16 protein-coding genes and 1 tRNA gene are annotated in these 14,088 nt (G+C 45.9%); 8 read left to right on the top strand and 9 right to left on the bottom strand.

Annotation, left to right across the window (positions count from 1 at the left end; translation table 11 throughout):
* Nucleotides 1–13: 13 nt before the first annotated feature.
* Genes MF542_RS11655 through metZ form a run of 3 tightly spaced genes read right to left on the bottom strand, consistent with a single transcriptional unit; the run spans nucleotide 14 to nucleotide 3,114 of the window.
* Complete coding sequence (locus MF542_RS11655; RefSeq protein ID WP_247019524.1) at nucleotides 14–1,462, bottom strand: TrkH family potassium uptake protein; 1,449 nt, start codon at nucleotides 1,460–1,462, stop codon at nucleotides 14–16.
* A 12-nt stretch (nucleotides 1,463–1,474) separates the two neighbouring features.
* A complete protein-coding gene (gene apaG / locus MF542_RS11650) occupies nucleotides 1,475–1,897 on the bottom strand; it encodes a Co2+/Mg2+ efflux protein ApaG (protein ID WP_247019522.1) in 423 nt (140 codons plus the stop codon).
* An 8-nt stretch (nucleotides 1,898–1,905) separates the two neighbouring features.
* Entirely contained in the window at nucleotides 1,906–3,114 is a 1,209-nt protein-coding gene (gene metZ, locus MF542_RS11645; RefSeq protein WP_247019520.1) for an O-succinylhomoserine sulfhydrylase, read from the bottom strand.
* A gap of 193 nt (nucleotides 3,115–3,307) precedes the next feature.
* On the opposite strand from metZ, the gene MF542_RS11640 reads away from it, so the two are divergent.
* Nucleotides 3,308–3,382, top strand: a tRNA-Gly gene (locus tag MF542_RS11640).
* 5 nt (nucleotides 3,383–3,387) lie between these two features.
* On the opposite strand, the gene MF542_RS11635 is transcribed toward MF542_RS11640, so the two are convergent.
* Complete coding sequence (locus MF542_RS11635; RefSeq protein WP_247019518.1) at nucleotides 3,388–4,293, bottom strand: LysR family transcriptional regulator; 906 nt, start codon at nucleotides 4,291–4,293, stop codon at nucleotides 3,388–3,390.
* Nucleotides 4,294–4,400: 107 nt separating this feature from the next.
* Here MF542_RS11635 and MF542_RS11630 point away from each other — a divergent pair, with 107 nt between their 5' ends.
* Both MF542_RS11630 and arsC read left to right on the top strand, forming a co-directional pair.
* Nucleotides 4,401–5,186 carry an SDR family oxidoreductase gene (locus MF542_RS11630; RefSeq protein ID WP_247019516.1) on the top strand — a complete coding sequence of 262 codons (786 nt, stop codon included), beginning with the start codon at nucleotides 4,401–4,403 and terminating at the stop codon, nucleotides 5,184–5,186.
* Nucleotides 5,187–5,311: 125 nt separating this feature from the next.
* On the top strand, nucleotides 5,312–5,659 hold the full coding sequence (gene arsC / locus MF542_RS11625; protein ID WP_425531252.1) for an arsenate reductase (glutaredoxin): 348 nt from the start codon (nucleotides 5,312–5,314) through the stop codon (nucleotides 5,657–5,659).
* 21 nt (nucleotides 5,660–5,680) lie between these two features.
* Here the strand turns inward: arsC and MF542_RS11620 are convergent, their stop codons facing one another.
* Together MF542_RS11620 and MF542_RS11615 are read right to left on the bottom strand one after the other, a co-directional pair.
* The gene (locus tag MF542_RS11620) at nucleotides 5,681–7,015 is read right to left on the bottom strand and encodes an MATE family efflux transporter (protein ID WP_247019513.1); all 1,335 of its coding nucleotides are present in this window, start codon (nucleotides 7,013–7,015) and stop codon (nucleotides 5,681–5,683) included.
* Complete coding sequence (locus MF542_RS11615; protein ID WP_247019511.1) at nucleotides 7,012–8,313, bottom strand: UDP-glucose dehydrogenase family protein; 1,302 nt, start codon at nucleotides 8,311–8,313, stop codon at nucleotides 7,012–7,014. Before MF542_RS11615 ends, MF542_RS11620 begins: the two co-directional genes overlap by 4 nt.
* Nucleotides 8,314–8,517: 204 nt before the next feature.
* Here MF542_RS11615 and MF542_RS11610 point away from each other — a divergent pair, with 204 nt between their 5' ends.
* Genes MF542_RS11610 through MF542_RS11595 form a run of 4 tightly spaced genes read left to right on the top strand, consistent with a single transcriptional unit; the run spans nucleotide 8,518 to nucleotide 11,022 of the window.
* Entirely contained in the window at nucleotides 8,518–9,093 is a 576-nt protein-coding gene (locus MF542_RS11610; RefSeq protein WP_247019509.1) for a sigma-70 family RNA polymerase sigma factor, read from the top strand.
* Between the two features lie 21 nt (nucleotides 9,094–9,114).
* Nucleotides 9,115–9,600, top strand: a complete 486-nt coding sequence (locus MF542_RS11605) for a hypothetical protein (protein WP_247019508.1) — start codon at nucleotides 9,115–9,117, stop codon at nucleotides 9,598–9,600.
* Nucleotides 9,601–10,158 (top strand): periplasmic heavy metal sensor, encoded by a 558-nt coding sequence (locus MF542_RS11600; RefSeq protein WP_247019506.1) that lies wholly within the window; start codon nucleotides 9,601–9,603, stop codon nucleotides 10,156–10,158.
* A 42-nt stretch (nucleotides 10,159–10,200) separates the two neighbouring features.
* On the top strand, nucleotides 10,201–11,022 hold the full coding sequence (locus MF542_RS11595; RefSeq protein WP_247019504.1) for a putative metalloprotease CJM1_0395 family protein: 822 nt from the start codon (nucleotides 10,201–10,203) through the stop codon (nucleotides 11,020–11,022).
* Here MF542_RS11595 and MF542_RS11590 read toward each other — a convergent pair.
* Genes MF542_RS11590 through MF542_RS11580 form a run of 3 tightly spaced genes read right to left on the bottom strand, consistent with a single transcriptional unit; the run spans nucleotide 11,019 to nucleotide 12,899 of the window.
* Entirely contained in the window at nucleotides 11,019–12,086 is a 1,068-nt protein-coding gene (locus tag MF542_RS11590) for a quinone-dependent dihydroorotate dehydrogenase (protein ID WP_247019502.1), read from the bottom strand. The genes MF542_RS11595 and MF542_RS11590 overlap by 4 nt on opposite strands.
* A 1-nt stretch (nucleotide 12,087) precedes the next feature.
* Nucleotides 12,088–12,450, bottom strand: a complete 363-nt coding sequence (locus MF542_RS11585) for a DUF952 domain-containing protein (RefSeq protein ID WP_247019500.1) — start codon at nucleotides 12,448–12,450, stop codon at nucleotides 12,088–12,090.
* A 47-nt stretch (nucleotides 12,451–12,497) separates the two neighbouring features.
* The gene (locus MF542_RS11580) at nucleotides 12,498–12,899 is read right to left on the bottom strand and encodes a DUF6491 family protein (protein WP_247019498.1); all 402 of its coding nucleotides are present in this window, start codon (nucleotides 12,897–12,899) and stop codon (nucleotides 12,498–12,500) included.
* 150 nt (nucleotides 12,900–13,049) lie between these two features.
* Here MF542_RS11580 and MF542_RS11575 point away from each other — a divergent pair, with 150 nt between their 5' ends.
* Entirely contained in the window at nucleotides 13,050–14,072 is a 1,023-nt protein-coding gene (locus tag MF542_RS11575; RefSeq protein ID WP_247019496.1) for a DUF2333 family protein, read from the top strand.
* Nucleotides 14,073–14,088: the final 16 nt, after the last annotated feature.

Genomic DNA, 14,088 nt, shown 5'->3' with positions numbered 1-14,088 from the left:
CATAACGGCTGTGTTATCCGCGCCAAAAAGTGGGTGAAAATAATACCAACACCGAGAACAGTTCAAGCCGCCCTATAAGCATGCCAAAAGACATCATCCATTTTGCACTGTCATTAAGGCCAGAGAAATTTCCGGCTGGGCCTACCTGTTCGCCAAGCCCTGGGCCAACATTTGCAAGTGCAGTACCAGCGCTTGAGAAAGCTGTTATCCAGTCTACCCCCGTGCTGGCCACACCAAGCGCAAGCACAATGAAGGTAGCAAAAAACAGGCTCATGAAAGCCATAACAGAGCTTCGTACATCATGGGTTATCGGGCGTTTGTTATAGGTTGGTACAAACATGCCGTTCGGGCGAACAATATGGTTCACCCAGCTTTGCATGCTTTTAAACAGCACCTGAAAGCGGAATATCTTGATACCGCAGCTGGTTGACCCCGCACAGCCGCCAATGAACATCACAAAGAAGAATAAAGTCGCAGAAAATCCACCCCATTGGCTGTAATCAGTTGAGGCGAAGCCTGTGCCCGTGAGGATAGAGATAATATTAAAAGCACCATACCGGAAGGCTTCTTCTGGTGAGAAATCTTTCCAGATCACCAGCCAAAGGGTAACACTGAAACATAGAAACAGGGTGAGTTTACTAAAAGCCCGTACCTGTTCATCTCGCCAGATTGCAAGTGGCTTGCCGCGGAGTATTTGCAGAAACAATACAAAAGGTATTGAACCCACAATCATGAAAAGGATGGTCACCATATCAATGGCGAAGCTATCAAAATGCCCGATAGAGCCGTCTGATGTGGAAAATCCGCCAGTGGCGATTGTGGTCATAGAATGCGCGAGAGCATCAAACATGCTCATGCCTGCAATCATATAAAACAACATGCACAGGGCGGTAAACGCTACATAAAGCCCTGAAATACTGAGAGAAATTTGCCCTGCACGGGGTAGAATTTTTTCAACAGTATCAAAGCTTTCAGCCTTGAATACCTGCATACCACCAACCTGAAGCATCGGCAGAACAGCTACGGCCATTACAATAATACCAATACCACCAAACCACTGTAGAAGTGCGCGCCAGAGCAGTAGGCCGGGAGGTGCATTATCCAGCCCTGAAATGACGGTGGAGCCGGTGGTAGTCAATCCGCTCATAGCTTCGAAGTAAGCATCTGTATAGGATAGATTAAGCTCAGAAAAAGCTAGAGGAAGCGCAGCAAACGCGGGAAGCACGGCCCATGTAAGGCTGGTGAGGAGAAAGGCTTGCCGAAGGTTGAGGTTATCGCCGGTTCCCTGATTTGCCAGCATCAGCATGCCGCCAATGGTAAGCGTGAGGAACATCGCCAGCATAAAGATTTCCCAATCTTTATTACCTGCGATTACATCTACCAGCAGCGGCAGGATCATACCCGCTGCAAGCATGCAGATAAGCGCACCAAGTGTATAGAGAATAGGTCTAGGGTCCAGCACCTTAGGCTCTCGTTAGTTAATCTCTGTTGAGCAATAAGGACTGTCTAGGGAAAATGCAGGAATGGCAACCCTAAATCTTTCGCCGTCAGGGTCTTCCATCTCGTAGCTACCGCGCATAAAGCCTGTCGGCGTGTCTAGAGGGCTACCACTTGTGTATACAAAATGCTGACCGGGAAGGATGAGTGGCTGTTCACCAATCACACCTTCACCCTTCACCTCATTATTCTGGCCTGAACCATTGGTAATGATCCAGTGGCGGCTGAGAAGGCGCACAGGCGTGTCACTCAGGTTTTCAATCATTACTCGGTAGGCCCATACATATTGGTTAGCTTCCGGATCTGATTGTCCATCGAGGAAATAGGATTGCACTGAAACCTTAATTTCCAGTGTTGTTTCCTCAAAAGTTAAAACGCCTTCTATCAGCTCTTCAGACATAAACTTCCTTATAGTCCCGCAACTCCAAGTGCGCGGTTTATGTCTGTCATTAAATCATTTGGGTCCTCAAGGCCAACAGAAAGACGAATAAGCCCAGGTGTGATGCCAAGCTCTAACCGTGTTTCTTCTGCAAGTGCCTTGTGCGTAGTGCTCCACGAATGGGTTGCGATTGAGCGGCTATCACCAAGGTTATTCGAGATATCAATAATCTCAAGCGCATTCAGGAACTTAAAGGCTTGGTCACGGCCACCCGGTAGTTCGAACACTACCATGGTACCGCCACGTTCCATCTGGCTGAAAGCAAGTTCACGCTGAGGGAAGTTTTCCAGTACCGGGTGACGTGTTGTATCAAGTTTTTCTGCAATCCCGTGCGCAATGAACTCAGCGTTATCACACATCTGGTGTACACGCATACCCAGCGTTTCCAGGCCTTTCAGCATTACCCACGCATTAAATGGTGTCATAGCGCAGCCAGTATGACGGTAGTAGGGGTAAAGGAACTCTTCATCCCATTCTTTATCACATAGGATAATACCTCCAAGGCAGCGGCCTTGCCCGTCTATGTGTTTGGTGGTGGAATAGGTTACGATATCAGCGCCTAATTCCATCGGGCGCTGCAACACTGGTGTGGCAAATACATTATCTACCACCAGTTTGGCGCCGTTTTCATGCGCAATATCAGCGATTGCGCGCAGATCAACAATCTCAAGTGTTGGATTTGTCGGTGTTTCAGTGAAGAAAATTTTGGTGTTTGGTTTCACACCATTTTTCCATTCTTCAACGTTTGTGCCGTCAATCACTGTTGTCTCAATGCCGTAGCGAGGTAGAAGTTCATCCATCAGCCAGCGGCAAGAGCCAAAAAGCGCCCGTGCAGCAAGGACATGATCTCCAGCCTTAAGGCTCGCGAGTAGGGAAGCTGTCATTGCAGCCATACCAGTACCAGTAGCTCGGCCAATTTCAGCCCCTTCAAGGACAGCCATCCGTTCTTCGAACATAGAAACGGTAGGGTTTGTCTGGCGGCTGTATGTGAAACCTTCAGCCCGACCATCAAAGCGCGCCTCAGCTTCTTCTGCGCTATCATAAGCAAAGCCAGAGGTCATAAAGAGGGCTTCTGCCATTTCACCAAATTCGGATCGCATGCTGCCAGCACGCACCATTTGGGTCTGACGTGCCCAAGTTGATGTAATGCTGCGGTCTGTTCCTGTTTTTGGTTTCATGGCATTTTCTCCATAATTCACCTGTTAAGCCACGTTGGCGTTAACTGCCTTTTAGGTCAAGGCATCAGATGGCGCAATCCGCGCTATCGCTTGAATTTCTTTGGTGTTTGAACATTTTATCTTGTCCCAATCTGGTAACTTTCCGCTGATAGCGATTGAAAGCAAAGGGTAGAAGGGATATCCAACAAGAAACGCGGGTGTAGCTCAGTGGTAGAGCACAAGCTTCCCAAGCTTGGTGTCGAGGGTTCGATTCCCTTCACCCGCTCCACAAGTTTAGAAGTTGCGCTCTTGGTTTAGTTTCTCAGATAGAAAATTAATAAAAGCTCGGGTTTTCATGGGGGTGTAGGCCCTTGAGGGCATAACCAGCGAAATCGTTTGGTTGAAAGACGTGGCTGCTACATCCCAGGCAGGAAGAACTTGCTCCAATGTACCATCAGATAGGTCGCTGGCGATTGTCCAGTTTGCCAGCAGGGCAATACCCAGATCATCTTTCAACAGCGTGCGTATTACCGATGCGTTTGATACGGAAATAGCGGAATGTATTGGAAGTTCAAAGGTGTGCTCAGCTTTTTTGAAACGCCAGAAGGATTTATAATCGTCAAGTGTAAAAGAAATAAGAGAATGCTTCGCTAAATCTTTGGGCTTTTCTATTGGGTCATGTTTTTCAAGATATGCTGGCGATGCGGCCAGAAGATACTGCACATCCATCAATTTACGAACAATCAGGCTGTTATCAGTAATATCACCGTGTCTGATGGCGATATCTATTTTTTCGCCGATAATATCCGTTCGGTGATCTGTAAGGTATAGATCCAGTTCAATGCCGGGATAGAGGGTTTTGAATTCTTTGATAAGTGGTATGAGCAAAAGCTGACCAAAAGAAACAGACGCTGTAATCCTGAGGCGGCCAGAAGGGGCCTGTGTATGGTCTGCTATCTCTTGCTCTGAGCTATATAGTTCTTCAATCAGCGGCGCCACTTTATGGTAATATAAATCCCCGGCCTCAGTAGGGGCTAGAGTGCGTGTCGTTCGGTTAAACAAACGTACGGTCAGCCGGTCTTCCAGTTTAGAGATTGCGCGGGAAATAGAAGAGGGTGCAACATTTTCTTCCTCAGCTACCGCAGCAAAGCTACCAGTTCGGTAAACCGCAAGGAATATATGGATCAGCTTGATATTCATTCGTGCATTTTTAGCATGAATTAATTGCATAAAACATAATTTATTGCCGAACATCTTCTAAATACACTGCAGTCTCTATTTGGATTAGTCTATCTGAGGAATATGAAATGTCAGAGCACTGGAAAAGAAATGTTGCTGGAAAAACTGTTTTAATCACTGGAGCTGGCAGAGGAATTGGTGCAGCTACAGCAAGATATTTTGCTAAGGGCGGTGCTAACTTACTGTTGGTTGGCAAAAGCCCTGCGAACATTGAAAGGCTAGCAGAAGAAATCAATGCGGGTGGTGGAAAAGCACTGGCTGTACAATGCGATGTTGCTAAATTTGATGATGTCCAGCGTGCCGTGGATACATGCCTTGCTGAGTTCGGAAGCCTTGATGTTCTTATCAATAATGCTGGTATTATCGATCCTATCGCCACACTCGAAGAAAGTGACCCTGCCGCTTGGGGATATGCGGGAGATGTAAATTATAAAGGGGTATACCACGGTATAAAGGTTGCTATTGGCCCTATGAAGAAACAGCGTGGTGGCATAATTATAAATTTAAGTTCTGGTGCGGCTAATAGTATTCTTGAAGGCTGGAGCCATTATTGCTCGAACAAAGCGGCGAGTAAGAAGTTAACCGAAATCGCTAATCAAGAGCTTGGTAGGTATGGCATTCGAGTGATTGGTATAAGCCCTGGTACTGTGGCGACCGATATGATGCACAGCATAAAAGCATCAGCTATTAATCCTGTAAGTCGTCTTGACTGGAATAGCCATATCCCGGTGGACTGGGTAGCAAAAGCCATAGCTTTTTTGTGTGGTGATGAGGGACAGTTATATGTAGGCACTGATTTTTCGATCAAAACCCCTGAAGGTCGTGCTTTAGTTGGGTTGCCTGAGCATGTTTGAAGCCTTTTCTCTCCAAACGAATATTCACTTCTCATACTTGTTATTTTCAGGCGGTGTGGTTATCTGAGCGTATGAAAAGAGTATTTTTAGGTACTTACCTTTATATCGTTTGATCAAGGGAGATCATCATGAGCCTTGTTATTTGGCACAATCCACGTTGCAGTAAATCACGTCAGACTTTGGCGATCCTTGAAGAAAAGGGCTTAAGCCCTGAAGTGCGCTTGTATCTTGAAGATGCCCCCTCAGTTGATGAGATCAAAACGGCTTTAACGCAGCTTGGTAAAGCACCACGAGAAATCATGCGTACCGGTGAAGCAGACTATAAAGAACAGGGCCTGAAAGACGTGGAAGATGATACTGCGCTTGTTGAAGCTATGCACAACACGCCAAAGCTTATTGAGCGTCCGATTGTTTTCAAGGATGATCAGGCACGCGTTGGTCGCCCACCTGAAAGTGTGCTTGAAATTCTTTAAGAATTTTTATTAGCTCGCTAACTATTTGAGAGTTTTTTCCAGCTTGGGGTAATAAATCGCTTGTGCAATACCCCGGGCTGTCATGAATATAAGCACAGCTGTCCAAAGCCCCTGAAGACCAAACGTAGTGCCAAAATATTCCAGTGCTAAAAGGTAAGCCAAAAAGGCGAAAATCATGGTGATAAACATGCCCTTACCAGACGTGGCACCAATGTAAATGCCATCGAACTGGTAGCTCCACACCGCCATAACAGGCATTAAGCCCATGATGAAAATTGCTGAAAATGCCTCCAACCGTACATCTTGAATATTTGTTAGTGTGCTAATTATTGTTTCACCAAAAATCAGGAAAAAGAGGCTGTAAATAAGTGCCGCTCCAAAAGCCCAAAGGCTTGTTCTTATTACCCAAAAGCGGAATTCTCTTTTATTTTCTTTGCCATAAGCAGCACCTACCAGTGCTTCAGCTGCATAAGCAAAACCGTCTAATCCTAGGGCAATAAGAAGTAGAAAAACATTCAGCACCTGGCTAGCAGCAAGGGCCGTATCCCCCAATTTCGCAGCGTTCCTAGTAATAAGTGCAAGGGCTGTCATCAGTAATAGTGTACGCAGAAAGATAAAACCGTTTGTTGCCGCCAGTTTTTTCACTTTTTCCCAAATCCATGTCTGGCTTGATGCAATTGCCATTTTGAGAGGGGAGAAACCAAGACGCTTGGAGACAAAATAAAGCCCAACAAATATAGCTGACCATTCTGCAATAACAGATCCCAGCGCGATACCTGCCACACCCATATCAAGCCCGAGTACGAAAATGAGATTGAGGACGGCATTAAGAATATTGAGTACAAGCTGCAGATAAAGCGCAGCTTTTGCCTGTGCCGTGCCTATCAAATACCCATTGAGAGTATAGACAAATAATACTGCCGGTGTGGACCAGATACGGATATTGAAATACTGCGCGAAATAAGGCTGTGTATTTTCAGGTGGCACTAACGCAGTGATACTAAGCGAAAAGATAAAAGCCTGAAAAGAGAGTAATATTAGCGCGATTACTACACCAAGCATGCTGGAACGAATGAAAATACGTGCGATTTGTTCTGTATCTTGCTGGCCGTGAGCTTGGGCAATAAGCCCTGTCGTGCTCATCCGCAGGAAACCAAAAGCCCAGAATAGTAGGCTGAAAACAGAAGCGCCTACACCAACGGCTGCCAGATGAACAGCATCCGGCATGTGGCCTATTACCCATGTATCAATAAGACCAACAAGAGGGGCGCTGGAGTTTGCTAGAATAGCTGGGCCTGCGATGGCCCAGATACGTTTGTCTGCATTTGCTTTATATGGCGAAGTTTCTGTGATCAACGCCCAATGCCAGTATAATCAAAGCCGTTTGATGTCATATCTGCTTTACCGTAGATGTTGCGGAGATCAACAAGCACAGGAGATTTCATCAGGTCTTTCATGCGGCCAAAATCAAGGGCGCGGAACTGGTTCCATTCAGTGATGATCACTGTCGCATCCGCATCTTCCATCGTGCTGTATGGCTCATCATGGAAAGAAACATCTTCAAGCATATGTTTGGCTTCTTCCATTCCTTTTGGATCAAAAGCATGGATTTCCGCACCGGCTTTCTGAAGGGCTGGGATAATATCCAAGCTTGGGCTTTCGCGCATATCATCTGTGTTTGGTTTGAAGGTTAGGCCAAGAACAGCAATGCGTTTGCCTTCAACGCTGCCACCACAGGCTTTAATCACCTTATCTGCCATCGCAAGCTTGCGCTCTTCATTAACTTCAATAACGGACCGGATGATTTTCATCGGTACTTCATAATCATCGGCGGAGTGAACAATCGCTCTTGTATCTTTCGGGAAACAACTTCCACCAAAGCCGGGGCCTGCGTGAAGAAATTTACCGCCAATACGGTTATCAAGGCCAATACCTTTTGAAACTTGCTGTACATCAGCACCAACTTTTTCGCACATATCAGCCATTTCGTTAATAAAGCTGATCTTTGTTGCGAGGAATGCATTTGCTGCATATTTGATAAGCTCTGATGTTTCACGGTTTGTGAATACAACAGGTGTCTCGTTCAGGAAAAGTGGGCGATAAAGTTCGCTCATAACCGCTTTTGCACGGTCACTGTCAATGCCGACCACAACACGGTCAGGGCGCATGAAATCTTCGATTGCAGCACCTTCTCTCAGGAATTCAGGGTTAGATGCAACGCTATAAAGGTGTTCATCGAGCTTACCTTCCAGGCGCTTGATAATTTCAGCGCCTGTCCCCACGGGTACTGTGGATTTGGTCACAATCACAGTATAATCGGAGATATAGTCAGCTAGTTCTTCAACTGCTGCGAACACATACTGAAGATCAGCGTGGCCATCACCACGGCGGCTTGGGGTACCAACAGCGATAAATACTGCTTCAGCACCTTCCATCGCTTCTTTCAGATCTGTTGTGAAGAAAAGCCTGCCTGCTTCCGTGTTACGCTCAACCATCACATCAAGGCCTGGTTCATAGATGGGCATAATCCCCTGATGCAGGCGTTCAATTTTACCAGCATCTTTATCAACGCATGTTACAGTATGGCCAAATTCAGAAAAACAGGTGCCAGAAACCAGTCCTACATAGCCTGTGCCAATAACTGCGATTTTCATGGTGAGTTCTCCAGAGTAGAGCTAAAAAATTATCATTCCGAAAAGATGGTTAGATTAAACAGTCCGCTAACTGTTGTTTGTTACCATCATGTGATCAAGATACAAACAACTTACTTTTCGTAGTAAATATCTAAATTATAACGAAGGATTTTAAATATTCCTTCGTATAATTGGGTAAATGCAAATCAATTGTGGTGAAATTGCGTGCGTTTGCAAGTTGAAGATGCAACAGACGAAAGTTTGATGGTTCAGGTGGCGGAAGGTAATAAGGGTGCTTTTCGGCAGTTAACCCTGCGTCACGGCATGCGCTACCGGGCACTGGCATACCGATTTCTGGGTGATATGGCTCGAGCTGAAGATTTGGTTCAGGATGCTTTTGTAAAGTTATGGACTAACGCAGATAGTTTTAATGCGGGTAAAGCCAAATTTACCACATGGTTTCACCGTGTTGTTGTAAACAGGTGTTTGGATGAAAAACGTAAGAAAACAATTGAGCAGTTGCCCGAGAACTTTGATCAGGTAGATCAAACGGCAAGCGTGGAAGTACTGCTTGAAAAAGATGCGGTTGGAAAAAGATTATCTCGTGCGCTTGATGCGCTTTCAGAACGACAACAAACCGCCGTGAAACTTAGTTATTTTGATGAGCTGTCTAATCAGGAGGCAGCTGATGTTATGGGATTGAAACTGAAAGCATTTGAATCGCTTCTGGTTCGGTCTCGCACTAAAATGAGGCAGGTGTTAGCAGCAGAAAAAACCGATCTGCTGTCGGCGCTTGGATAAGGTGATCATATGGTGGCACGTATGAAACAGGATACATTTGAAGAATTGCTTTGCATGTATGGTGCAGATATTTCCGTTTGGCCAAAAGAGGTACGGGAAGCAGCGCAGATATATGCAGAAACAGAGGTTGGTATTGCTCTTTTGGAAGCAGAGCTGGAAATTGATCAAATGTTTGAAGCTGGTATTGCTATGGGGCCTGAAACAGCAAGTGACGGTAATAGTGATGCTTTCCTGAACCGTTTGGCATGTATTCCTGAACAACAGGCGCAAGCTATGTATGCAGTTTCATCAGGAAACGTGGGGTTATTTACACACATTAAAACACTGTTTGCTGAAACATTCCATTTTTCGGCTGTATCATATGCTGCCCAAGGTTTTGCTTTTGTTGCAGTTTTAACCGCTGGTATTATGGTTGGTGCACAAACAACGGTGGCGACCGCTGATGATGATCTTGATCTTAGTGAAGATTGGTTTGCATCAGCAAGCGACGTAGAGGAATTGGAATAGATGTTGGGCAAGACAAAATTTCTCCTCATCCTTCTGGGGTTATCCTTAGCGTTAAATGTTTTTTTCGTTGGTCATTATATCGGCGGCAAAACAGGAATGAAAAAGGTTAGGTTTGACGGCAAACCTTCTTTTGCCTTCAATATGCGCCGGATCGGAAGTTACCTTACAGATGAGCAAAAGGTTGCGGTAAGGGAGCTGTTGCATAGCAAACGTCCCACCTTGAATTCGGGTTTTCGTGACATGAAAAAAACGGAAGCTCAGATTAAAGCCTTAGTGGCGGCTGAAACCGTAGATAAAGAAGCACTTGAAACTTTGCTTGATGAGCGTCTGAAGAAGATGGCGGTGGTTCATGAACCACTAAAAATGATGATGCTTGAATTTATTCCTTCACTTGACTGGGAAACGCGGAAAAAGATTTCTGAGGAAATGTTTAAGTTTGAACGCAGGAAAAAATACCGCAGGCATGGTCCCTCGCCACACGAAAGAAAGCATCCTCCTCAACATGGAGGAGGAGATGATGAGCGAGATGCTCGACCTCCACCTGAGAACCTGTTTTAAAAACCTGCGGACTCCTGCGGTTAAGCATGCTATTATGCACGTATGACAAGCGCATCTACACTTCCAGCAACTGGGGTGGCCCCTATTGGTGTTCGGCGTCCGCCGGTCCCAACCAATATTGGTGCGCAGCGCGCCGAGGCGGATCCATCAAGTGTGGTAAATGTCGCACGCACTCTAGTAGAGGCATCAAGTGAAACGACTGGTGTGTCGGGAGTTTCTTCCCAACAAACTAATTTAGGTGGTGCAAGTTCCATTGCTCTACAAGTTGTGGAAGCCTCTGAAAGAACAGAGAGTAGCCGTTCATCTACGGCTGAAGCTGATTTATCAGAAGAAGAACAGAGGCAGGTAGAAGAATTAAAAGCCCGTGACAGGGAAGTGCGAACGCATGAGCAAGCACATGCAGCGGTCGGCGCACCTTATACAAGCGCCCCTTCTTATGAATTTGTGCGTGGGCCTGACGGTGTTCAATATGCTGTAGCCGGACAGGTACAGATCGATTCCGCGCCAATCCCCGATGATCCAGAAGCCACAATTCAAAAACTTGAAGTGGTACAGCGTGCGGCCCTTGCGCCTGCGGAACCTTCTTCGCAGGATAGAGCGGTGGCCGCGCAAGCTGCACAAGGCCTTGCTGAAGCAAGAGCAGAGTTGCAGTCACGCCGTGCAGCTGAGCGTTCTGGTGAACTTGAGGAAGGTGAGGAAAGTTCAGGCGCTTCCTTGAGCATTAACGCTACTGAAGAAAGCGAAGAAGAGGAAAATGGTTTTAACCCAACACCGATTAACTCAACCAGCTTTGGACCAACATCTTCTGTTGGTGCCTCCGGAGTTTCTGGATCAGCGGCTCAGATAATTAATCTCTTTGCCTAGTGGTGATCAGCACCGATAGCTTCACTGATGGATTTAAAGCCATCTTTTTCCAGTAAAACTGCCATTTCGTCTTTGATCCGGGTTACAAGCCCTGGGCCTTCATACACGAGGGCTGAATATAGCTGAACAAGGGATGCGCCAGAACGGATTTTACGGTAAGCATCGTGCCCACTTGCGACACCGCCAACACCGATAAGAGGTACAGTGCCGTTTGTAGCCTTATACATGGCTGCAAGAACACTGGTAGCTTTATCCATAAGCGGTGCACCAGAAAGGCCTCCCGCTTCACCTTTATTATTGCTCTTCAGGGTCTCAGGGCGTTCGATGGTGGTATTGCTTACGATAAGACCGTCAATATCGGTGTTGAGTGCGATATGGGCAATGTCAGCAATACCCTCTTCAAGCAGATCTGGCGCAATTTTCACCACGATAGGGATGCGTTGCATACCACTTTTCATTTTTTCTTCACGTGCTTCCAGAACGCGTTCTACGAGTTCGGTGAGAGCTTCCCTTGATTGAAGCGCCCTGAGTCCAGGCGTATTGGGGCTTGAGATATTCACAGTGAAATAAGAAGAAAGGCCGTATAGCTCTTCAATACCCTTCACATAATCTGCAGTTTTATCTTCAGAAGTTTTGTTGGCACCAACATTTGCCCCGAACGGAGCTTCAGTTTTTACCTGCTTAAGCTTGTTCTTAAAGTAAGCAAGACCTTCGTTATTGAAACCAAAACGGTTGATAACAGCGCGGTCTTCAGGAAGTCGGAAAAGCCTTGGCTTTGGATTGCCATCCTGCGGCATGGGGGTAACGGTACCGGCCTCTGCGAAACCAAAACCCATATTGATTACCGGTACAATAACATCAGCGTTTTTATCAAAACCTGCAGCAATCCCTATTGGATTTGGGAAATGAAGACCCATTACATCTGAAGCCAGAGCTGGATAATGATTGTGCGAACTAAAAAACCTCCCAAATCCCGCTTTTAAGGCCGAAATCGTAACATTATGAGCTTTTTCAGCTTCTAGTGCGTGGATGAACGGGCGAATGAGCGGGAATATGTTGGGCATTTTAGTCGCCTATAATATCTGAAAAATCAAAATCTTTGTCTGCGGGCCGCACGAGCTTTTTTTCTATGTGCGCAAGTGCCACATCAAGCGGGCCATAAAGATGTGGAAACAATTGATCACCGCGGGATTTCTCCCATTTCATTTCTTCAGTGGGGAATACAGATGGTTTGAATGCCAGAACATATATTTCATCTGTGTCTGTGAAATATTTGCTGGCGGTACCCGGCATCTGCTTTGCGGTGGAGAAATGAATGAAACCATCACGAATATCGTCCGCGGAGCCTAAATAAGCACTGTTCGCTCTGGCTTCTTCCCATTCTGATGGGCGCAGTATTTTATAAACGGTGGTCGCGCTCTGTTCCATGCCTGTTTACTATGCAGGAAACAGCTAAGACGCAAGCCAATAATAGCTCAAGGTATGGTGCTTGTTTCTTCGGGCTGTTTTTTTTCTATCTTTTCAAGGCTTTCAATACGGCAAGGTAAACCGCTACGGGTCTTGATTTCGTCTACACCTTCACAGAGCAAGCCGTTTACGGGGGTGTAGGAAATATATTTATGGAAATAAAGCTGGGAACAGTGCCGCTTGACGCGCATAAGGATATCAAAATCTGATCGCATCACGAAACGGATCAGTTGGTCTGATTCCACTTTGTACTGAGTAATATTATCGGTTTCTAAGCAAAACTTTCCTTCAGTAGGGCCTGTATCCTGGATTTGTTCAGCATTTTCCTGTGGCTGGAGATCTTGTGCAAATAGTTCACCATTCGCCCAGCCAGTCGCGGCAATAATTGCGATGGTAATTAAAATGCGCACATAGTCCTCCTTCTAAACGCTGGTTATAGCCTATAAACTAAGGCTGAATGTAAGCTGAACAGGTATAATGCAGCAAAAAAGTGCTGACTCCCTTGTTTTTGCCACACTATATTACGACATAATAACTTGGCGATGCGAGGAGAAAACCAAGTGGGTAAAGAAATTTTACTGTGGCTGAAAGAGAAAATGCAGCAAGCATTCACAGCCCTTAAGAATGGCTTTATATGGCTGTGGCGCTGGCTTACAGGCTGGCTAAAAACGGTATCTGGCAGCACATGGCGCAAGATAGCTGTTTCTGTACCGCTCGCTTTTATCATTTATATTCTTGTGGGTATGCCAATTGTAAACCGGATAGATGATAAGCTTGCGCTTAATGCAAAAGCCCCTGCTGGTGGTTCGCAATCGGTTGCTGTTCTATCAAATTTGGTTAATAGAGAGGTTAATGTCTATAATTGGACGCCAAATGATCCGTTTTTCCTGCCAGGTTATTATCTGGACAATACGCCGAACTATCAACGCGGCATGTTAGGTGCTTTGTCTCGCTTTGCTTTTGAACTTCGTGATCAGTTGGGGCGTAGCCGTGGCTCCAGTGCTGTAGACCCAGATCTTGAAGCGGCTGCGGGTAATCTTGCTAAAGAACCAAACCTTTGGGTAATGGACCTTTCAACCTCGTTTCTACCTACAACACCAAGTGATGCTTATTATAAAGCAGCGGTAAAACAGCTTGAGGCATATAATCGGAAATTAGCGTCTGGGGATGCAGTATTTGAACGCCGTTCGGATAATTTACTCGCGACCCTTGATCGTATATCACTTGATCTTGGTGCATCTTCTGCAGCCCTTGAGACATATATTGGCGATAATGCAGGTGGTTTTCTACCTGATACCGGTGCTGATGATCTTTTCTATCAGGTTAAAGGGCAGGTATATGCCTATACGGTACTTCTTGAAGCTTTACGGGAAGATTTTGCACCCGTGATCCAGAACCGTGAACTTGCTTCTATCTATGATGAACTACTGCGTTCTATGCGGTCTGCCGCAACACTTGATCCAACTGTGGTGGTAAACGGTGCTACAGACGGAACGCTTGCTAATCATCTGTCTATCCAAGGCTTTTATCTGCTACGGGCTCGTACCCAATTGAAAGAAGTGGCAAATATTCTCCTGAAATAAAGGGGCTTGCATCAAG

The sequence above is a fragment of the Kordiimonas laminariae genome (assembly GCF_023008165.1).
GTDB classification, from domain to species: Bacteria; Pseudomonadota; Alphaproteobacteria; order Sphingomonadales; family Kordiimonadaceae; genus Kordiimonas; species Kordiimonas laminariae.
The sequence above is the reverse complement of the archived record's forward strand: the minus strand, read 5'-3'. Positions and strand labels throughout refer to the sequence as shown.